This window comes from Loigolactobacillus zhaoyuanensis, from assembly GCF_003946385.1.
Lineage (GTDB): Bacteria > Bacillota > Bacilli > Lactobacillales > Lactobacillaceae > Loigolactobacillus > Loigolactobacillus zhaoyuanensis.
The window spans coordinates 1-21,025 of sequence record NZ_RHOE01000041.1; the positions used below are offsets into that span (position 1 = coordinate 1).

Here is a 21,025-nt window from a genome sequence, read left to right on the forward strand (position 1 = left end):
GACTGTGGTATTCTGTTCTTGCATCAAGACAATAACCTCTTTCATTGTTTGTGTAGGAACATCAATGATAACAGAGATTTGTCTTGGTGTTTTTTATTTTATCAATTAGCTAAAAGTATTTGGCTAACTTGATTATAAAACGCGCGATACAGTTATCTATTCACAAGATGGTGTGATCATAGCAGTGAATGGTGTAATAAGTGGCGGTCTATCAGATCAGACAACTGCGGGTATTGTCTTCGTTGATAATCGAACCGATGTTGAAAAAGTTTATATTAATAGTTCGACCTCGGCTGGAACGACGCTTTACTTAATGGCTTCAATTAATGCAGCCACACAAAGCGGAACATTTTCTCCAAGGAATACTATTCCGGCGGGTACAACTTCATTTGCGATTGGTATAAAAGATGCATCAACACCAGGCGGAAAGTTAGCAACTTATCATGATTTTACTGTTGATGGTGATGGCCAACTTGTTGACGGTGATGGTAAGCCAGCGATTACTGAACCCACGGTTGTTGCTGCAGAGGTCAGCGTTACTGCGAACCAAGCAGGTAGTTTCACGTATACTGTTAACGGTGGTGCTACTCAAAATGGAACCTACGGCACAGCGTTAACTGGGATCAATGTTGGGGATGTAGTTGTTGTCACACCAGGGATTGTTTCTGGTTATACAGTAACGCAAAGTAATTCATCCTTTACAGCAAATGCGGACGCAACAAAGAATACTGATGTCGTTGAGTACTGGGCTGTGCAGGAATCGATCCAAGTCAACTATCAAGATTATTTTGGCAATACCATTAAACCTAGTACAACCACAACTGGTAGCTACGGGGATGCTGCTTTAAATCTAACCACGGACGGGAGTGCTGTTGATGGTTATACATTTAATGCGGATGATGCAATCAACGATCCAGCAAAAGCCGTTTCATTTATTCTCGATGCTAATGGTAACGTGGTTGCAACTGATGCTACTGGCGCGACAATTACTGCGATCACGTTATATTATAAGACCAATATCACGGTTAATGTGTCGGGAACTAAAGTCTATGATGGGTTGGATTCAGCTAATGAAGTGAACGATTACAAGAATTTAACTTTTACAGATGCTAATGGGGAGATTATTCCTGTTGATGTTTCTGGCATGGCTACTGGTAATTTTTATTATAATGCGGATGTCGGCGTATATACTGATGGGATAAATTTGAATCCTAATCTACTAACAACTAAAAACCCAGGTTACCAAATTTCTGGCGTAACTTCAAAAGGCTACACAGTCACTGCAGCCAAAACCACGGCGACGATTTCCAAGGACGGCTCGAAAACTTATGATGGGACTGCTATTTCCTATTTGCCAGACGTAACCTTTAGTGATATTTCTGGTGCGATGGTGGCACCAGATATCGCTTGGACAGTTGCTGATTTTGAATACGTAGATGCGGCTGGAAATGTCTTTACTGCGCCAACCAATGCCGGTAGCTACACGATTCAATTTACCACGGCCGGCCAAGCTCGATTAGACGCAGAAACTAACTACCAAATTACGGTAGCACTAGGTAGCTATGAGATCAAAAAGGCGGCAATTACGGTTACAGCTAAGGATACGTCCAAATTACTTGGTGATGCAGATCCAACATTGACGGCAACGTCGGCTGAGCTGGTTGACGGTGATCAATTGACCTACAGCATCAGTCGTGTTATCGGCGAATCGGCTGGTACGTATACGATTACCGCAACCGCTGCGGCAACTGATAACCCGAATTATGCTATTACCTTTAAAACGGGGACATTCACGATCCAGGGTGCAACTGCTAGCGTTACTATTTCTTCTGGTCATAAAACTTATGATGGAAAAAATATTGACTTTTTGCCATCGGTTAACATAGTACGAACAGATAACGGAACTACGCTGCCAAAAATTGATTGGGTAGCGGATGATTTTGAGTACGTTTTAAACGATGAGGTAACGACAGACACTAAAAATGTTGACACTTACACGATTCGTTTAAGCGTTAACGGCCAAGCTGAATTAGCAGCGTTGACCGACTATATCTTTGCCACAACGCAGCCAGGTGAATATACGATCGATCAAGCTGCAGTAACGATCACAGTGACACCAAATCAAAGTAAAGTATTTAATACGGCTGATCCTACAAGTTATGCGTCGACAGTAAGTGCCACTGTTGATAACGAAACATTGGCTTATGAAGTGACTCGTGAGGCCGGAGAAAACGTTGACGATTACGCATATATCGTTAAGTTAGACAACAGTGATATTAACAAAAATTATGCAATCACGGTGATCAATAGCTTATTTAAGATAACGCCAGCTGCAGGGGAAGTTACCTTAAATGGTGGCTTCAAGGATTATGATGGTCAACCAGTGCCAACGCTAACCATCGAGTCACCAGTAGTAGTGAATCTGGTTCAAGGTGATGATTATACCATTACGCCAGAACCTGGTACGGCTACCGCTACTTTAAAGGATGCCGGCACGTACACCTATACATTGACGCAAGCTGGGATCGACAAAATCGACCTGGTCAACCGTAACTACACGTTGAATAATTATAGCAAGTCTGCAACTTATACGATCAATAAAAAGGCAGTTACATTGACGGCTAATAATACTGGTAAAAATTTTGGAATCACAAAAGATCCAACACTGAGCGCAACTGCACGTGCTGGTGATGTTGTTGCTGGAGAAACGCTCGATTATACAATTAGTCGTGTCGCTGGAGAAAAGGTCGGTACCTATACGATCACAGCGACCGCGACTGCAGGTAAAAATTCCAATTACGATATTACAACAAAAACGGGTACTTTCACCATTAGTCCTGCACCACTTTCAGAGTATCAGATCAATGCTGGATCAAAGGTTTATGACAGTAGCGCAATCAATGCGGTGCCGAAAGTCTATGGTACTTTAGCTGATGGCTCTTCACTTGAGCTTAGCCAAAATGCTAACCTAGTCAGTGCTGATTTTATTTATACCCCCACTACTGGGACTGATGATTTGACTGGTGTGGGTTTATACACAGTTAGCTTAACTACAAATGGCTTTGAAAAACTGATGAGTGCCAATACCGACTACTATTTGTCTGGTATTGCTGGTGCCACTGGCACATATGAAATTACACCCGCAGACGCTACGATTAAAATTAATTACAGTTCAAAAGTCTACGACGGTAAGGCAATCAATTATGTGCCAACAGTGAGTTTGACTGATTCTGCCGCCGAGATTACCGTTCCAAAGGATGTTCAACTGAGCGATGGTGACTATACGATTACCAGTGTCTCTGGATCCGCTGATTTAGAGGATGCCGGTGATTATCAAATCGTATTAACTGCGCAAGGCGTTACCAATGTGAAAGCCGCTTTTAGTAACTTCAACTTAGGCACAAGCACGGATACATTAGGTGAGTACACGATCACTAAACAGCCAGCAACGATCACTCTAGATAGTAAGAGTATGGCTTATGATGGGCAACCGCATACGCCAACTGCAACGGTTAGTGGTGAGGTCAATGGTGAGAAATTACAATATACGCTAAGTGCTGGGTTAACCTATCCGGGGACAAAAACGGTGACAGCAACATTTGATCCCAAAACTGAGATTAATAAAAATTACAATATTACTGTGAAAGATAATGCTCTGACCATCACCGGTGATGCCTTTATCACGATCAACCGCGTTATTCATTATGTCGGTGCTGGTTTTACATCAGCTGATGACGTGACGCAAACCCTGAGTTACGGAGTCGTAGATACAGGAATAGTTGACGGTAATGGAAATGAACAATTAAGATATACCTTGAGCAATGCTTCACCAAATGCTGATATTCCGCTAGTCACTGGTTATACACCGTCAAGTCTGACTGCAACAATTGAATTAAATGCTGATAAAACAGCTTATCTCTCAATTGATGGTAGTGGCGCTCCTGTTACGCAAACTGAAAAACCGACGGCTGCTGATATCACGATTACTTACACCGCTAACGAAGAACCCGTTACGGTAAATGCGACGGGTAACGATGTGGAAAATGGCGCGACGACATTTACCTATACGGTGAATGGTGGTGACAAGCTAACTGGAACTTACGGCACGTCTTTGACAGGTATTCATTATGGCGATACAGTGGCAATTACGCCTGGGACTCAGGACGGCTATGATAGTAATGTTGATCACAGTACGATCGTTGTTAGTGAAGATGGCGCCAACAATGCTGCTAACGTAACTTACGTAGCGGATTACCGCCAAATCGAGGTTCAGGTTATTGAAAGCACAACTGAGAAAGTGATCGGTAGTATTACGTTGCATGGTAAGACCGGTGAAACTTATGCAATTGCTGAGCCGCCAGCAAGCCTTAACTTGGATTACATGGAGGGGATGAACAACGGTACACTAGAACACACGATCAACTCAGTACCGTTATTGACGTTGACCAGTACAGATGGCTCACTAACTGGAACTTATGCTGCCGATCAAGCAGATAATGCAACGGTTAAGATCTACTATACAATGAACGATCAGACGCTGAACGTGGATTATGTCAAGCTGAATGCGGATGGTAGCTACCAAAATATTGGTGCTGGAACGGTAAGTTATTCAACTGCAACTGGTAAAATAACTTGGGACGGACAGCCGGCTGGTTACGAGGCCACCCCGGTTGATTCAGTTATTCACTATCTTGACAGTGGTAAATATGTATCATTAGGCTCAAATTCGGCAGGAATTTACACGGTTAATGATTTGAACGTTAATGTTGATGAAGGCGATGCAGCAATCGCCATGATGCTGGATAATGTTTTCAATCCATCATTTGTCTTAACGCCGCAAGCGCAAACTGTGATCGTAAATGCAGTCGCTAATAAAGCTGACAACAAAACGTTTACTTACACGGTCAACGGCGGTGCTAAGCTAACCGGAACGTATGGCACACCACTAGAAGATATTGTGACCGCTGATGTTATTGCGGTGACACCTAATGTCCAAGCGGGCTATGCATTTAAACAAAGTGCTGAAAAGTATGCGGTCAACGCAGTTGATGATGTGAATGCGCAAGTTGCTGATACGGTAACGTACAGTACAATTTCTATAGGCGCAGCAGATATAACCTATGGTGCAGCACCAACTTACACGCTTGATATTCAAACGGATAGTGGCGTTAAAACAATTAAATTAACCGCTGCCGATATCGATATCACAGATCCTGTTTATACAAATAGCGGTCAATATTTAGCCGCTGGAAGCTATGATCTTACGTTAAATACCACTGGATTAGCGCTGCTACAAGCCGAAAATCCTGACTTCACCTTTGGGGCTATTACTGGCAAATTGGTTGTTGCTAAGAAAGAAATTACCGTAACTGCCGGAAGCGATACGAAGATTTATGCTGCTACTGATCCCGTACTGACTTCTAAAGTTAATAAAAATGATCTAGTTGGTAAGGATGAGTTGGCTTATACTGTCAGCCGCGCAACTGGTGAAAATGTTGGTTCATACGTTGAGCGTATCCAATCAGGGCAAAATGATAACTATACAATTAAACCAGTTGATGGTGAGTTTACGATCACGCCATTAGCAACAACACCAGATGATCAAACAACTCAAGTGACAACAGGTAAGCAGGAAATTACTTTTGGTCAAAAGACACCGACGTTTGGTGTTACAGTCAGTGCAGACAGCAAATTAAATCTTGATGGTGTAACGCTAACTAACGCTGATTTTGATTTCTATACGGCTGATGGCAAGACGAAGTTGGATGAAATTCCAACTGATCAGGGGACGTACAAGGTTAACTTAAATGCAGCTGGACAAAAGTTAGTTCAGGATGCTAATCCAAATTACACACTGAGTGCAGACGATTTTATCGCGGGGATTTATACGATCGATCCATTGGCAACAACACCAGATGATCAAACAACTGAAGTGACAACAGGTAAGCAAGAAATTATCTTTGGTCAGAAGACGCCAGTATTTGATGTTACAGTCAGTGCAGACAGTAAATTAAATCTTGATGGTGTAACGTTAACTAACGCTGATTTTGATTTCTATACGGCTGATGGCAAGACGAAGTTGGATGAAGTTCCAACTGATCAGGGGACGTACAAGGTCAACTTAAATGCAGCTGGACAAAAGTTAGTTCAGGATGCTAATCCAAATTACACGCTGAGTGCAGATGACTTTATTGCTGGCACGTATACAATCACGCCAAAAGAAACTGTGGCTAAGGATCCAACAACTCAAGTGACAACAGGTAAGCAAGAAATCACCTTTGGTCAGGAGACACCAGCATTTGGTGTTACAGTCAGTGCAGACAGTAAATTAAATCTTGCTGACCTTGACTTAACTAATGACAATTTTACATTTGTCAATAAAGTTACTGGCAAAGCAGTGGATGGTATTCCAACTGATCAGGGTACGTATACAGTGAGCTTAAATACTACTGGACAAGGAAAGGTCTAGTATGCTAATCCGAACTATGCAATGAGTGCGGCTGATTTTAAGGCCGGCACGTACACGATTAACCCAGTTGAAGCAACTTCTGATGCAACATCGTTCACAGTTAAGGATGCAACAGCAGTTTACGGTGACAAAACACCAAGTTTTGTTATTACACCAGGTAAAGACGTTGTGGATCCAGGCAATTTAACCAATGCTGATTTCATATTTATCGATAAAGCGACTGGTAAAACAGTAGACGGTGTGCCAACGAATGTCGGCAGTTATGACGTTCAGTTAAATACTAAGGGACAGGACAAGGTTGCTACGGCTAACCAGAATTATGTCTTTACCGCCGATGATTTCACACCGGGTACGTACAAGATCACGCCTAAGGCAACTAATACAACTGACGCAACGACTAAGGTGACCGTTAATAATCAAACCATTAAGGAAGGTGACCCAACACCAACATTTACACTAAGTATTGGTGATCAGTTAATTCAAGGCTCGGTCAGCAACGCGGACTTTGTCTTTATGCAAAATGGTCAGATTCTGACCGGCGTGCCAACTAAAGCTGGTAGTTATACAGTTATGTTGAGTGCAGCTGCACAACAACGGCTGGCGGCAGGACAAAATTATGCACTGACAAGCAGTGACTTTATTGCCGGCACATTTATTATTCAAGCAGTCGCTACTGATCCAGGGAATGGTAACCAAACCAATCCAGGTTCTGGTAGTGGTACTGGCAATGGTTCCGGTAATATGGCTGAAACTGGTCAAGATACGGTGGTTACGCCTAATCATAGTGGTCAGACACCTGCAAGCACGGCGGTTGGTACTAATGCTGGACAGCCAGTGGTGGCAAATATCAGCAATACGACTAACGCACCAACGACGTTACTTGATAAGGCTAAGAAGTTACCACAAACAGGTGAAGCCTCAGGTACTGCCGCAACAACAGTTGGCTTGGCATTACTCAGTGGACTTTTCGGCTTACTCGGTATTCGCCGTAAGAAACACGAAGATGATGCTTAACGACACAATAAAAGGCGCATCCCATTACGGGATGCGCCTTTTATAATGCTAATAACAAGTGTTATTTAGAGGATATGAATCGTTTGTTTACGAATGTTAGTGGAATTTTGTGCTGCCAACGCCGCATCATAATTACCTTGGCAAACTTGTTTTAAAACTTCGTAAGAATGGCAATCTTCGATCATAATACCATAATCTTGTGTGGGATCAGCGTAATTATAGATCACCGCTGAAGGGTGATGCTGGATCTGCATTTCGCAAGCAATACGTTGATCAGCTTCAAAACTTTCTATTGCCAGCTTAGACCGACGATCAGTATGGAACATTTCTGCATCTAGACCATTGGTGCCAGCTAAGCTAGTGATCAATTGATCAGTATAGCGTTCGTGGTGGAAATTTAGTTCATTTTGTAATGTCATTAAGAATTCTTGACCGCGGCGTTTACCTTGAAAAAGTGCAGCCTTATAATCAAGCGCAGCAGCATAAATAGTTTGAAAAACTTTATTGCGCATTTTCAAATCACGAGCGTCAAATTTACTGCGCTGCATGACGTCATCCACTGTGTGTAAGTTAACTAGTGGTAAAAACTGATAATGTACAGTGTCGCGGTGTTCTTCAGCAATTTTTAAGACAGACCGTTCTGCCTCTAAGCAATGTTCGCCCAGTGGATTAACGAATAAATAGATTTCTAACACGATTACGTCCCCCATGTTGGTTACAACTTCTACAGCATATTTTAAAATGTGATAGTAATTTTAATTGATTTAGCGTCTCTACGTAGTAACTTTCTAACAAGCTACTACACATACTTTAACAAAATAAATGAAATTTTCAATAAAAATGCTTACGAGCAATATTTACACGATATTTTTCATTTTGATCCCCGCTGGAAATGTTGTTGCGCCCGGGCAACTTTGTTGATGACAGTGCGTTGCGGAATCTGCTGTCGTGCCAGCAAATTTTGAAATGTAGCGGCGGTTGCTGTTGTGTTTTGAACTTCTAGTTCAATTTCATAATCGATCGTTTGGTCACTATAACTAGTTTGATCTAGAACTAATAGGCCGTCAGATAAGTTGGCTTGGCTCCGTTTTGTTTGGGCATAGCCGATCAATTGGAGCTGATCCACGGTGATTTGGTAATGGCGTAGCTGTTCGCTAACTTGGCTAGGCTGCTGGATTTTTTGTTTGTGGGCAATAGCCAGCGGCAGGGCGTCGGTCAGCTCCCACAAATCATGGTCACCATTACCGGGAATCTTTAAGGTTTGTTCTGCGTGGTCAGCAAACAAACGAATCCGTAGTCCACAGCCAAGTTGGCGTAATTGATAAGTTGCAGTATCAAAGTACAAGTTAGTCTGAACAAATGGTACTGTAAATGAGTAGGCTTGCTGTAATTGCTGATACTCAGTGGCAGTTAATAGATTTTTAAATTCGTGTTCTTTTTGCTGGCTCATGACGGATAACCTTTCTGAAAAAAACTTAACCACTCAAAGCAAGTCTACAATGTTTATTAGCCGGAATGCAAGTAATACGCTGTGAACTGATTTATGCTAAAATAGCTGAAGATATATGCCGTGATGAGCGATGCGCGCAATCCGTAAAATTATGAGCGTTTGCGCGACAAAGGCTCATTAAGGATGCAGTATTTTTAAGTATAAAATCATTGGTGCAGATAGCGAAAGGGACGGGGACAGTAGCGATGCCAACAGATTGGGAATTATTTTTAATGCCATATAAACAGGCAGTTGACGAACTAAAAATCAAACTTCGCGGGATGCGTAAACAATTTCAGCAGGAAAATGCGCACACCCCGATCGAATTTATTACCGGCCGCGTTAAGCCAGTAGATAGTATTATCGAAAAAATGCATCGCCGCCAAATCAGCGATGATCTGATGGAACAAGATCTGCAGGATATTGCTGGATTGCGGATCATGTGCCAATTCGTTGAGGACATCTATCAAGTTGTTGAGCTGCTCCATCAGCGCACTGATATGGAAGTCGTCGAGGAGCGCGATTACATCACCAACGTTAAACCTAGTGGTTACCGCTCTTACCATATGGTGATCATGTACCCGGTCCAAACGGTGCACGGTGAGAAAAAATTATTGGCCGAGATCCAGATTCGGACCTTATCAATGAATTTCTGGGCGACAATCGAGCATTCACTTAATTATAAATATCAAGGTGAATTTCCCGATGAAATTAATGAACGACTAAAGCGTGCCGCTGAGGCAGCCTTCATGTTAGATCAAGAAATGTCAGCGATTCGTGAAGAAATTCAAGAAGCGCAGCAGTTATTTTCTTACGGTAAAGGGCAGCAATTGATCGATGGAACGGTTGAACGTAATCAGATCAAGGACAACGACGATGAATCGGCGTCACAACAGGATAGTTAGGGGATCAATACATGCGAATAACTGTATTTCATAATTCAAATGCTAAATCAGTGCGTGCCGCTGCAGACTTAACGAATAAGTTGAAACAGCAGGGGTTTACTGTCGTCAAAGATGATCCGGAAATTGTGATCACAGTTGGTGGCGATGGAACGTTATTATCGGCCTTTCATGAATATGTGCATATCCTTGATCGGGTTCGCTTCGTGGGTGTCCATACTGGTCATCTGGGGTTTTATACCGATTGGCGTGATTATGAATTGGATGAATTAGTGGCCAGTTTAAAGCGCGATGATAATGAAAAAATCAGTTATCCATTACTAGATGTTAGTGTGCGCTACGCTGGAGATAACGCATCGACCCATTATTTGGCGTTAAATGAATCGACTTTAAAGCGGCTTTCAGCAACCATGGTGGCAGACGTTTATATTCGCGATGAATTATTTGAAAGTTTTCGTGGCGATGGTTTGTGTGTATCGACACCAACTGGCTCAACGGCCTACAACAAATCGATTGGTGGGGCCGTATTGCATCCCCGATTAGAAGCGATTCAGTTAGCAGAGATTGCTTCAATCAACAATCGCGTTTTTCGGACGTTAAGCGCGCCGATCGTAGTTGCTAAGGATGAATGGATCGATATATATCCTGATCCTAAAGCTAAGGATGACTACGTGATGACGGTGGATCGTTTTATGACCAAAAAGCGGCCAATCACAGCAATTCGTTATCGAATCGCCAAGCAGCGGATCGCCTTTGCCAGTTATCGCCATATGCATTTTTGGAATCGGGTGGAAGATGCTTTTATTGGCGAAAAGCAGCACAAATGATTTTTAATTGGCCATATAATGGCGCAACACCGCAAAATGTCCGTACTTTTCTGTTGGCGCACGGCATCTCACGCACTTTATTGAAGAAAATTAAATTTCATGGTGGCGAACTAAGTGTTGCTGGACAACCCGTAACGGTGCGGACAATGTTGATCGCCGGCCAGAAGCTGACGGTGCGCTTACCGACTGAGGCCGCACCTGCAGTACTATCTGCGTCAGAAGCGCCGTTGACGATTATTTGGGAGGATGCGCATTTTCTGGTGGTGGATAAGCCGGCCCAAGTTGCTTCGTTGCCCAGCCATCTTTATCCAACCGATACGATGGCTAATCGCGTATTGGGTTATTATCAGCGCCAAGGTTATACGGATCAAGGTATTCATATTGTAACGCGTTTGGACCGTGGCACTTCTGGGCTAATGATTTTTGCAAAACATGCTTTTGCTCACACTTTATTAAGTCAGCAATTGCATACCCAGCAGTTACAGAAAACTTATTTGGCGGTAGTTAGTGGGCAGTTGGCGTATTCACATAATCGGATCACCTTGCCGATCAAACGGGCACCAGGCTCATTTATTAAGCGGACAACGGCGGTGGGTGGTCGTGCTGCGCTAACCGAGTATTGGCGGCAGCAACAATTTGCTCACGCGGCCTTGGTCAAGGTACGACTGCATACAGGACGTACCCACCAGATTCGTGTGCACTTTGCCGCTATCGGTCATCCTTTACTAGGCGATCTGCTCTATGCGGGACCGCAAGTAGCTGGTTTAGAGCGGCCGGCACTGCATTGTGCTCAATTACAGTTTTATCAGCCATTTCTAGATCGTGAACTTTCGTTACACAGCGATTTACCGGCTGATTTACAGCAATTAATGCTGACGATCAAAAAATAAGAAATGAGGCGGGAAAATTGGCAGATATCGAGAATCAAGTTTGGGTGACGCAATTAAGACATCTAAAGCGCTTGTTAGCTGCTGAGGATTCAGCCGCTTTTCGAACGGCATTTTTTGAATTGCATAATTGGGAACAATCACAATTTTTTCTGAGTCTAAATCGTTCTGAACGACTAGCACTTTATGATGTTTTGACTGCTAGCGAAGTCGGTAATTTTTTCGATGACATTGATGATGACGACGAAGAAATGCCAGAATACTTAGCGGAAATGCGGCCCGAGTTTGCCGCAAGCATGTTGACGGAAATGTACACCGATAACGCCGTTGATATTCTTGAACACTTAGATCAGCCGACGATCAACCGTTTGTTGGCTCAAATGCCACATCAACCGGCGCTGGATATGCGTAGCTTATTGCATTACGATGATGAAACGGCTGGGGCGATCATGACGACTGAATACATTGCCATTGCTGCTAATCAAACTTTGGCGTCGGCGATGTATGCATTACGGGAAAAAGCTGACGACGCTGAGTTGATCTACTATGTTTATGTCTTAGATAACGCGAAACATTTAGCCGGGATCATCTCGTTGCGTGACTTGATCGTCAATGATCAAGAAACTATGGTGCAGACGATCATGAATGAACGGGTGATCTCGGTGCAAGTTACTGATGATCAAGAGAGTGTCGCCCAAACTATCCGTGACTATAATTTCTTTGCGATCCCAGTAACTGATGATGAGAACCATTTATTGGGTATTATTACTGTCGATGATATTATCGATGTGATTGATGAAGAAGCAGTTTCGGACTATTCCGGGTTAGCCGGGGTCGACGTTGAGGATACGACCGAAAACCCGCTGAAAGCTGCGGCCAAGCGTTTGCCATGGTTAGTGACGTTGTTATTCTTAGGGATGTCCACCGCTAGTTTGATCAATCATTATGAAAGTCTAGTTAGTGAAGCCAGTATTTTAGCCGTTTTTATTTCACTGATCACCGGGACTGCCGGTAATGCAGGTACGCAAAGCTTGGCGATCGCGGTGCGGCGCTTAGCTTTTCCTGACCAAGAGCGAACTTTTTTGCGTTCATTATTTTCGGAAATGGTGACCGGCTTGGTGACAGGTCTGGTAACGGGAATTGCGGTGACGCTAGTGGTCGGCTTCTGGAAGCATAGTTTTATTTTAGGGTTCGTGATCGGCTTAGCGATGTGCTGCGCAATTATCGTGGCCAATTTAGCTGGGAGTTTTATCCCTGGCTTGATGGCGCGTTTGGGTTTCGATCCGGCAGTCGCCAGTGGCCCCTTTATTTCAACATTAAGTGATTTAACTAGTGTGTTAATTTATTTTAGTATTGCGCAGTATTTTGTTGCTTCATTTATCCACTAATAAAGGTGAATCCACAGCATGTGTGGGTGCACCTTTTTTATAATTGAGGAGGCAGTTATGCAGAATGCTTGACGTCACCTAAAATACGGCTCAAAATAGGCTTAATGATTGTACACAATCTAAGTACAGAAAGGCGGTTTGATGATGACTAAAGAAGATGAATTGAAACAAAAAATCGGTGAACAGGCCTATGAAGTGACGCAACACGCGGCAACGGAACGTCCGTTTAGTGGTCAGTATGATGATTTTGATCAGCCGGGAATTTTTGTAGATGTTGTCAGCGGTGAGCCGCTATTTAGTTCAACTGATAAGTACGATGCTGGCTGTGGCTGGCCATCTTTTACACGGCCAATTGATAAAAAACAGGTAAAACAGCATTTGGATCGCTCGGTGGGCATGATGCGTACCGAAGTTCGCAGTCAAAAAGCTGATTCACATTTAGGTCATGTTTTTACTGATGGACCAGTGGATCAAGGCGGTTTGCGTTATTGCATTAACTCGGCAGCGTTGAAATTCATTCCAGCCGCTGAGCTAGCAGCGCAGGGCTATGGTGACTATCAGCCTTTATTTAAGGAGGAATAGATTTGAAAAAAGCAATTTTTGCTGGTGGCTGTTTTTGGTGTATGGTGCAACCTTTCGACACGCAGCCAGGAATTGAGAAGGTGGTGGCAGGTTATACCGGCGGTACAGTAGCTGACCCAACGTATGAGCAAGTCGCTAGTCACACTACTGGCCATACAGAAGCTGTTGAGATCACCTATGATCCAGCAGTTATTTCCTATGCACAGTTAGTTGAAATTTACTGGCGGCAGACTGACCCAACTGATGCCATGGGTCAATTTCAAGACCGCGGTGATAGTTACCGGCCGGTAATTTTTGTTAACGATGATGATGAGCGGGCGGTTGCTGAAGCTTCTAAAGCTCAATTAGCAGCTAGTGGTCGTTTTGATCAACCTATCGTTACCAAAATCGAAGTAGCACAAACCTTTTATCCAGCTGAGGATGAACACCAAGATTTTTATAATAAAAATGCGTGGCGCTACGCTATTGAGGAGCAAGGTGGCCGCGAACAATTCATTCAGAAAAAATGGCAAAACTAAAAAAGAGGCTGCAATGACAAATCTAAAGTCATTGCAGCCTCTTTTTTAAATGGATGCTACGCTAGTACGCCGACGACTTTGGTGCCGTGCACTTCATTAACACCTAATTCAGTTGCGATCGTCGCTGCATTAGTCGCGGTGACGCCGCCGCCAGGAAGGATGATCAGCCGCTTATCAGCTGCGGCAATAGTTTGTTTCAGTGTAGTAAGATTTAGTGGCGCAGTTAATGGACCGCCGTGGGTTAAGATCCGTGCAACTTGATGGTCGACTAACCAGTCGATGGCGGCTGCTTGTTGTGCTGCTGGAATTTCATCAAAAGCCATATGGAAAGTAACTTCCATACCACCGGCTGCACCTAGCAACATTTCCATAGCCTCTTCATCAATTTGGTTATCAGCGGTTAAACAGCCGAAGACCACACCATCAGCGCCTAATTGTTGCGCCGTAAATAAATCAGTTTCCATCATTCGTAATTCTAAATCATTGTAGACAAAATTACCGCCACGAGGTCGGATCATCACAAACACAGGGACATCTTTTTCATGGGCGTAGCGAAGAGTTTCCGCCATAACACCGTGACTAACGGTCGTGCCACCAACGGCCAAGTTATCGCAAAGTTCGATACGGTTGGCACCTTGGTGGATAGCTTGCGGCAGGTAAGTGAAATTTTCTAGACAAGCTTCTTTGATCAGCATGATAAGCTCCTTTAGTATTAAAAATTAATAAAACGTACGCAGACAGGTTCGGTGCAAGCAATATTTTTCTGCAATAAGCTTAGTTTACCAGTTTCTGCGTCACGAGCAAACAAAGTGAGATTGCTCGTATTTTGGTTAGCACAAACAACAAAATCCCCACTAGGATCTAAATCAAAGTCACGAGGAAATTCGCCTTCGGTCGCAATTAATTGTTCTAAAGTTAATTCTGTTCCAGTGGCGTTAATTGCAAAAACTGCTAATGAATTATGCCCGCGGTTAGAGACGTACAGGAAACGACCATCGTGAGAAATTCGGATAGCCGCGGCGCCGTTATGTGCAGTGAAGTCAGCCGGAATGGTCGCAATCGTTTGTAAGTGAGTAAAGGCACCAGTTCCTTGATCGTAGCGTAAAACTTCAACAGCGCTACCTAATTCGCCAACCAAATAGGCAAGTGAAGCATGGGGATGAAAGATAATGTGCCGCGGGCCAAAGCCGGCAGCTGTATGATAAACAGCTACTTCACTAATTTGACCTTCACGGGTAACATCATAAGTAAAGACTTCATCCGTGCCTAGATCGCAAGTGACTAAGCGCTGTTCTGGTGTCAAACCAGCAAAATGGACGTGCGCACTTGCTTGTTCTGGCTTCGGGCCATGACCTTGATCAGTAATAGTATTGACTAATTCTAGGCCACCATTTGGCAAAATTCGGTGGATCAATAATTGTCCACTATGATACTTGGCTGAGTAAACTAATTGCCGTGGTTCGTCGACAGCGACGTAAGCAGGTGACGAGCCAGACTGTAATGATTTATTGATCAGCTTAGGTGCTGGCGCGTCGCTAAGCTCATAGGCGGCCAAACCGCCGGCGTTATCTTCAGCTAAGACACTGTACAAACGTTGCGCTTGGGATACGGCCAGATAAGTTGGATTACCAGCAGTAATATAAGCACTAGGCTGAGATAAGTGTCGCAGTTGTGTATTTAATGTTGCTCGATAAATACCGCTACCGGCATTGCGGGTATAACTACCCAATAATAAGTTGACTGACAAATGGGTGACTTCCTTTCTATTAATAAGCTGTAATCTTATACGTAAGCAAATATTTTTTGGTGAAAAGTTGTTGTTACAGCTGTTGCCCGTTCTTATGACTTATCTTAGCATAGTCGGTATGATGCAGGAAAGAGTAACGAATGTAGCGGTTTTGTGATACACTAATGACAATGAGAACAGCGGTGGCTGCATGATTGAAAGCGCCACCTTTCAATTGGAGGAAAAATTTTATGAGTACAGTCACAAGCACGGTTACTGCAATCGGCGCTAATGCACTTGAAACTAATGATCCATTAGTAATTTTATTTGATCAAACTGCAACGCCGGAACTGCAGGATATTGCAGTGATCCAAAAATTTACTGATCCGACAGTTATGCAGCAATTGACATTAGCTGAAGGTGATGTTATCACGATCGATACGCACACGTATACGATTGCTTATGTAGGCGACGTGGCAAATCAGAATTTACAAACGATTGGACACATTACTTTATTGTTTGCGCCACTACCGGCCTCAGATCGGTTAGGGAATGGAATTTATCTAACGAATACCGTTAAACCAGAATTTCACGTGGGGACCAAAATCAGCTACGAGACGGACTAAAGTGTGGCTGCTTTTTTAATGCGCATAAGAGCGCCGCGGCCAACTTGTTAGTCCAATTATGGTCGCTATTTTAATGCCTACACTTGGTTAGTGCTAAAAGGCTGCCTTAGATTTCAAAAGTGACTTCAATAAAAAAAGCACGAAATGTTGCGGTAAAACGCCGCTCATTTCGTGCTTAATTATTTTAATATTGGTCGCCATTAAAAATAGAATTTTTAACGATCACGTAGTCGACTTTGGTCAGGGCTTTTAAATCTTTACCACCGGCGTAAGAAATGGCCGATTGTAAATCTTCTTGCATTTCGACCAAGGTGTCAGCAATATCACCTTTGTAGGTGACTAACATTTTTTTGCCTTCGACGTTACGGTGGGCGCCTTTTTGATATTCAGAGGCGGAACCGAAGTATTCCTTGTACAACTCGCCATCACGTTCAATGGTTTTACCAGGTGATTGTTCGTGGCCGGCGAATAATGAACCGATCATGATCATGTTGGCACCAAAGCGGATCGATTTCGCAATATCACCATCCGTGCGGACACCACCGTCAGCAATGATCGGCTTACTAGCAGCCTTGGCGCACAAACGTAATGCTGCTAGCTGCCAACCGCCGGTACCAAAGCCAGTTTTAATTTTGGTGATACAAACTTTACCAGGACCAATACCAACTTTGGTGGCATCTGCACCAGCATTTTCTAGTTCGCGAACGCCTTCAGGAGTACCAACATTACCGGCGATCACGAAACTTTCAGGTAAGTGTTGCTTAATGTGCTGAATCATGTCGATGACCCGTTGACTGTGGCCGTGGGCAATATCGATCGTAATATATTCAGGTTGTAAGTTAGCGTCCGCAAGTTGTTCAATAAAATCGTATTCTTCGTCTTTAACACCGACGCTGATGGAAGCGAATAGATCAGCTTGATGCATTTCCCGGATGAAATCAGCACGCGTTTCGGGTTCAAAACGGTGCATAACATAGAAGTACCCGTTACTAGCTAGATCTTTAGCCAGTGGCGCATCAATGATCGTTTGCATATTAGCTGGGACTACCGGTAATTTAAACTTGTGCGAACCGAACACCACGCTAGTATCACATTCTGAACGGCTATCGACGATACATTTATTAGGAACTAATTGAATATCTTCATAATCAAAAACTTGCATTAAGGACACTCCTTGTAATTAGTGATAGGTATAATTTGGTTAAAACACGAACAATAACTATGCATTTAACTTTATTTTTCGCTCCTTAGCTAGATTACCTTAATTTTAAGTGACAGTCAACGGCAAATACGGATAATTTAAAAAGAATTGTCATAAATAGTTCGTTATTTAACTTATCAGATAATGATGTAAAATGTTAGACAGCAGTGGATAACTTAATAAAATTCAAACTATAACCGACTTTGTGGGAGTAAATTATTAGCCGGTTAATATCAATGAAGTACTATTTTAGAGCACAAGGGATGATTATAATGAAAAAAATCGAACGTGGTCAGCAATTTTTACGCCAAAATTTAGCTTTATTTCAATGCCCAGTGTGTCATGTGGGCTATCAAACTGTTAGTGAGAATAGTTTGATCTGTCCAAACGGGCATCAACTGGATCTTAGTAAAAAAGGCACACTTTATTTTTTGCAGCGGCAAGTCCAAAGTGAGTATGATCAGGCCATGTTGGCTAGTCGACGACGAATTTTGCAAGCTGGATTATTTGATGGCTTTTTAGACGTTGTCCGAGAAAAATTGCCGCAACAAGCAATTGGACTTGATGTTGGCTGTGGCGAAGGAACGCCACTGCATAAATTGGAAGATAAGTTACAAACGGCGATTGGGTTCGACATTTCTAAAGCAGGGGTAAATCTAGCTACGCAGCAGGAGACCAAGGCTTTTTTCTGTGTTGCGGACTTAGCTCACTTGCCGTTTAATGCTGCTACTTTTGATACGATTTTAAATATTTTTTCGCCTTCAAATTATCGTGAATTTGCCCGGATCATGCGACCAGGTGCACAAGTGATCAAGGTGATCCCCAATACTGATTATTTGGCTGAACTACGGCAAGCATTATTTGCTGGTGATCGGCGGGCGGTCTATTCCAATGAAAAAGTATTAGCGCATTTCAACGAAAGTTACCAACAAGTGAGTTCACAGCGCGTCCGTTACCAGTTTAATATTCCGCGTGAAAACTTTGCAGACTTAGTCTTGATGACACCGCTTCATTGGCAAGCGACACCAGAACAGCTGCAACAGCTATTGGCACAACCATTTCCACAGATCACGGTTGATGTTACCGTTTTAATTGGCGGCCAACCAGTAATCAATTAAATTTTTTGTTATGAAAATGTAACCTCAAGTAGTTGTAAAACCGCGGCTAAGGTGTTATATTATTTTCAAGGTATTTTTTCATTAACTTTTATCAGAATAACCTTTAAGTTTTGATAAAAATCAGTGATTAAAACTTCACTAACGTACGACCTCGCCGTGCCCACACCGAGGACGTACGTTTTCTATTTTAAAATAAACGTCAGACTAACTTTTTTAGGAAAGTTAGCTGGCGTTTTTCTATGGACGCGGTAAGCTAATTGTTTTACGAAATGGCAGGCTTGTGCTAGTTTCTATAGCGTAGAGGCAACACTATTTTTAATTAGGGGGTTGTATTTCATGCGCGAAGCAAAAAATGTATTTATTGGTTTCGGTAAGGCCGCTAAAACGCTGGCTTTTAAGTTAGCCAAGGCGGGTGAATCTGTGATCATGATTGAAGGCTCAGATCAGATGTATGGCGGCACTTGCATCAACATTGCTTGTATTCCGTCTAAATTATTATATACCTTGTCGATGGAGCCGGTAGTCGGTACTAAACAGCGTAATTATCATCAGGCGATTCTAAATAAACGGGGATTGATTGGATCATTACGGACCAAAAACTTGCATAAAATTGCTGACTTACCAGCGGTTGCTGTTTTGACCGGTTGGGCTAAATTTACTGACGATCATACGCTGATGGTTAGTTATGCTAATGGCACTAGTGAGCAAGTTCGGGGCGAGCGTATTTTTATTAACACTGGGGCTAAGGCAATTACGCCAACTATTCCTGGGTTAAGTGATAGCAAGTTTATGGTTACCAGCACAGAAATGTTGGACCAGGCACATCTACCTAAGCAACTAGTGATCATAGGTGGCGGTTATATTGGCTTAGAGTTTGCAACCACGTATGCGCAATTTGGTGCACAAGTAACGGTTCTGGATAAGCAAAAGCAATTTATGTCACGGGACGAGCGTGAAGTCGCCCAAGCTGTCCATGCGCAATTTGATCAGGCTGGGATCCAAGTCGTCCAGGATGTTGCTGTGACCCAAGTGACGGATGCCGGGCCGCACGCAGTGATCAATGCCAGTGTTGCGGGGAAGCCAGCGACTTTTACTGCTGATATGATCTTAGTAGCGACTGGCCGAGCTGCTAATATAAAAAATTTAGGTCTAGAAAACACAACAATTAAAACGACGGCTCGCGGCATTGCTGTAGATGATCACCTACGGACTAGTGCTGAAAATGTGTGGGCCATGGGTGATGTTCGTGGAGGCGCGCAATTTACTTATATTTCTTTAGATGATTATCGGATCGTTTATGATCAATTATTAGGTGAAGGCAAACGTTCCTTACAAGAACAGGAAGTAGTACCGCATACGGTTTTTTTGAATCCACCATTATCAACGATCGGGCTCAATGAAGAACAAGTTAAAGCACAAGGAATTAATTATCGAGTGGCTAAAATTCCTGCCGCTGCAATGCCGAAAGCACATATCTTAGGCAACTCTGCTGGCTATTTAAAGGCCTTAGTTGGTGCTGAGAATCAAATCTTGGGCGCAACCTTATTTTGTGTTGAAGCCTATGAAGTCATTAATTTAATTTCATTAGCAATGCACCAGCACTTACCTTACCAAGTTTTACGTGACCAAATTTTTGCCCACCCAACAATGAGTGAAGCGCTGAATGATTTATTTGAAACATTAGCTTAATGGTTTATTTAAAAAATATGACTGAATTTATTTCCTTCTTGGATAGCTGACCGTTATTGTTGGTCGCTGTTTAAGAAGGTTTTTTATACCATTATTCTAGCTTGGTTCATTTAAATCAGTAAAATTATATTGATATTAATTTATTTTTTAGTGCATTGATCAGCTTATGAGTAAAATTTTATAGTGACTTGATATAGTGGCATGCGTATAATAGATGTATTGATAAGTAGATTCTATCAACCTATGTTTCAGAAAATTTTTGATGCACAGGTCGTTGAATCTGATTGTGATTAATGAAACCGATAACTAAATCGGCTTGATTAATGATAAAATACCAATTAAGTGAAAATAATTTTTATACACTTTACTGGTCATATTTACTTTAAAGTATCAAAATTAGATATAATTCAAATAATTGCAAGTCGTTTTATATAGAAAATTAGAGTGTTTAAATAATTATGTGTAAATGAATTATTGGGAATTGAAAAAGGGAAGCCTCTCCCTTATGATAGTTAGCGTCTAAACAAACATCACAGGAGGCTTCCCCATGAATCAGTTTACCAAAGAAATTGTCACAGCACTAGCTCAG

At 42.7% G+C, this 21,025-nt stretch carries 16 protein-coding genes; 11 read left to right on the plus strand and 5 right to left on the minus strand.

What is annotated here, in order from left to right; translation table 11 throughout:
• The first annotated feature begins 184 nt into the window (after positions 1 to 184).
• Positions 185 to 6,469, plus strand: a complete 6,285-nt coding sequence (locus tag EKM76_RS08810; protein WP_125550307.1) for an MBG domain-containing protein — start codon at positions 185 to 187, stop codon at positions 6,467 to 6,469.
• Positions 6,470 to 6,490: 21 nt separating this feature from the next.
• Complete coding sequence (locus tag EKM76_RS08815) at positions 6,491 to 7,483, plus strand: MBG domain-containing protein (RefSeq protein WP_125550308.1); 993 nt, start codon at positions 6,491 to 6,493, stop codon at positions 7,481 to 7,483.
• Positions 7,484 to 7,548: 65 nt separating this feature from the next.
• Here the strand turns inward: EKM76_RS08815 and EKM76_RS08820 are convergent, their stop codons facing one another.
• Positions 7,549 to 8,178, minus strand: a complete 630-nt coding sequence (locus EKM76_RS08820) for a DsbA family protein (protein ID WP_125550309.1) — start codon at positions 8,176 to 8,178, stop codon at positions 7,549 to 7,551.
• A 176-nt stretch (positions 8,179 to 8,354) separates the two neighbouring features.
• Positions 8,355 to 8,966 (minus strand): CYTH domain-containing protein, encoded by a 612-nt coding sequence (locus EKM76_RS08825; protein ID WP_225417908.1) that lies wholly within the window; start codon positions 8,964 to 8,966, stop codon positions 8,355 to 8,357.
• Between the two features lie 212 nt (positions 8,967 to 9,178).
• Between EKM76_RS08825 and EKM76_RS08830 the strand changes: the two genes are divergently transcribed.
• From EKM76_RS08830 to msrA, 6 genes are all read left to right on the plus strand, one after another.
• Complete coding sequence (locus EKM76_RS08830) at positions 9,179 to 9,877, plus strand: GTP pyrophosphokinase (protein ID WP_125550311.1); 699 nt, start codon at positions 9,179 to 9,181, stop codon at positions 9,875 to 9,877.
• An 11-nt stretch (positions 9,878 to 9,888) separates the two neighbouring features.
• Complete coding sequence (locus tag EKM76_RS08835; RefSeq protein ID WP_125550312.1) at positions 9,889 to 10,701, plus strand: NAD kinase; 813 nt, start codon at positions 9,889 to 9,891, stop codon at positions 10,699 to 10,701.
• On the plus strand, positions 10,698 to 11,591 hold the full coding sequence (locus EKM76_RS08840) for an RluA family pseudouridine synthase (protein ID WP_125550313.1): 894 nt from the start codon (positions 10,698 to 10,700) through the stop codon (positions 11,589 to 11,591). The genes EKM76_RS08835 and EKM76_RS08840 overlap by 4 nt, the downstream gene beginning before the upstream one ends.
• Before the next feature lie 17 nt (positions 11,592 to 11,608).
• The gene (gene mgtE / locus EKM76_RS08845; RefSeq protein WP_125550314.1) at positions 11,609 to 12,976 is read left to right on the plus strand and encodes a magnesium transporter; all 1,368 of its coding nucleotides are present in this window, start codon (positions 11,609 to 11,611) and stop codon (positions 12,974 to 12,976) included.
• 144 nt (positions 12,977 to 13,120) lie between these two features.
• Positions 13,121 to 13,558, plus strand: coding sequence for a peptide-methionine (R)-S-oxide reductase MsrB (gene msrB, locus EKM76_RS08850; RefSeq protein ID WP_125550315.1), 438 nt, complete (start codon positions 13,121 to 13,123; stop codon positions 13,556 to 13,558).
• A 2-nt stretch (positions 13,559 to 13,560) separates the two neighbouring features.
• Positions 13,561 to 14,076 (plus strand): peptide-methionine (S)-S-oxide reductase MsrA, encoded by a 516-nt coding sequence (msrA, locus tag EKM76_RS08855; RefSeq protein ID WP_125550316.1) that lies wholly within the window; start codon positions 13,561 to 13,563, stop codon positions 14,074 to 14,076.
• Between the two features lie 56 nt (positions 14,077 to 14,132).
• Here the strand turns inward: msrA and EKM76_RS08860 are convergent, their stop codons facing one another.
• Together EKM76_RS08860 and EKM76_RS08865 are read right to left on the minus strand one after the other, a co-directional pair.
• A complete protein-coding gene (locus tag EKM76_RS08860) occupies positions 14,133 to 14,771 on the minus strand; it encodes a copper homeostasis protein CutC (protein WP_125550317.1) in 639 nt (212 codons plus the stop codon).
• Between the two features lie 17 nt (positions 14,772 to 14,788).
• Complete coding sequence (locus EKM76_RS08865) at positions 14,789 to 15,823, minus strand: lactonase family protein (RefSeq protein WP_125550318.1); 1,035 nt, start codon at positions 15,821 to 15,823, stop codon at positions 14,789 to 14,791.
• A gap of 230 nt (positions 15,824 to 16,053) precedes the next feature.
• Between EKM76_RS08865 and EKM76_RS08870 the strand changes: the two genes are divergently transcribed.
• The gene (locus tag EKM76_RS08870; protein WP_125550319.1) at positions 16,054 to 16,428 is read left to right on the plus strand and encodes a PTS glucitol/sorbitol transporter subunit IIA; all 375 of its coding nucleotides are present in this window, start codon (positions 16,054 to 16,056) and stop codon (positions 16,426 to 16,428) included.
• Positions 16,429 to 16,612: 184 nt separating this feature from the next.
• Here EKM76_RS08870 and guaC read toward each other — a convergent pair whose 3' ends face one another.
• Positions 16,613 to 17,590: a GMP reductase gene (gene guaC / locus EKM76_RS08875; RefSeq protein WP_125550320.1), complete on the minus strand. Its 978-nt coding sequence runs from the start codon at positions 17,588 to 17,590 to the stop codon at positions 16,613 to 16,615.
• A 311-nt stretch (positions 17,591 to 17,901) separates the two neighbouring features.
• On the opposite strand from guaC, the gene EKM76_RS08880 reads away from it, so the two are divergent.
• Positions 17,902 to 18,747, plus strand: a complete 846-nt coding sequence (locus tag EKM76_RS08880) for a methyltransferase domain-containing protein (RefSeq protein WP_125550321.1) — start codon at positions 17,902 to 17,904, stop codon at positions 18,745 to 18,747.
• A 336-nt stretch (positions 18,748 to 19,083) separates the two neighbouring features.
• The gene (locus EKM76_RS08885; protein WP_125550322.1) at positions 19,084 to 20,436 is read left to right on the plus strand and encodes an FAD-dependent oxidoreductase; all 1,353 of its coding nucleotides are present in this window, start codon (positions 19,084 to 19,086) and stop codon (positions 20,434 to 20,436) included.
• Positions 20,437 to 21,025 lie beyond the last annotated feature (589 nt).

Bases quoted from the DNA above. Each gene is read 5' to 3' on its own strand.
- EKM76_RS08815 (WP_125550308.1), top strand. From the start codon at position 6,491: ATGAGTGCGGCTGATTTTAAGGCCGGCACGTACACGATTAACCCAGTT.
- EKM76_RS08830 (WP_125550311.1), top strand. From the start codon at position 9,179: ATGCCAACAGATTGGGAATTATTTTTAATGCCATATAAACAGGCAGTT.
- EKM76_RS08835 (WP_125550312.1), top strand. From the start codon at position 9,889: ATGCGAATAACTGTATTTCATAATTCAAATGCTAAATCAGTGCGTGCC.
- EKM76_RS08840 (WP_125550313.1), top strand. From the start codon at position 10,698: ATGATTTTTAATTGGCCATATAATGGCGCAACACCGCAAAATGTCCGT.
- msrB (WP_125550315.1), top strand. From the start codon at position 13,121: ATGACTAAAGAAGATGAATTGAAACAAAAAATCGGTGAACAGGCCTAT.
- EKM76_RS08860 (WP_125550317.1), bottom strand. From the start codon at position 14,771: ATGCTGATCAAAGAAGCTTGTCTAGAAAATTTCACTTACCTGCCGCAA.
- EKM76_RS08870 (WP_125550319.1), top strand. From the start codon at position 16,054: ATGAGTACAGTCACAAGCACGGTTACTGCAATCGGCGCTAATGCACTT.
- guaC (WP_125550320.1), bottom strand. From the start codon at position 17,590: ATGCAAGTTTTTGATTATGAAGATATTCAATTAGTTCCTAATAAATGT.
- EKM76_RS08880 (WP_125550321.1), top strand. From the start codon at position 17,902: ATGAAAAAAATCGAACGTGGTCAGCAATTTTTACGCCAAAATTTAGCT.
- EKM76_RS08885 (WP_125550322.1), top strand. From the start codon at position 19,084: ATGCGCGAAGCAAAAAATGTATTTATTGGTTTCGGTAAGGCCGCTAAA.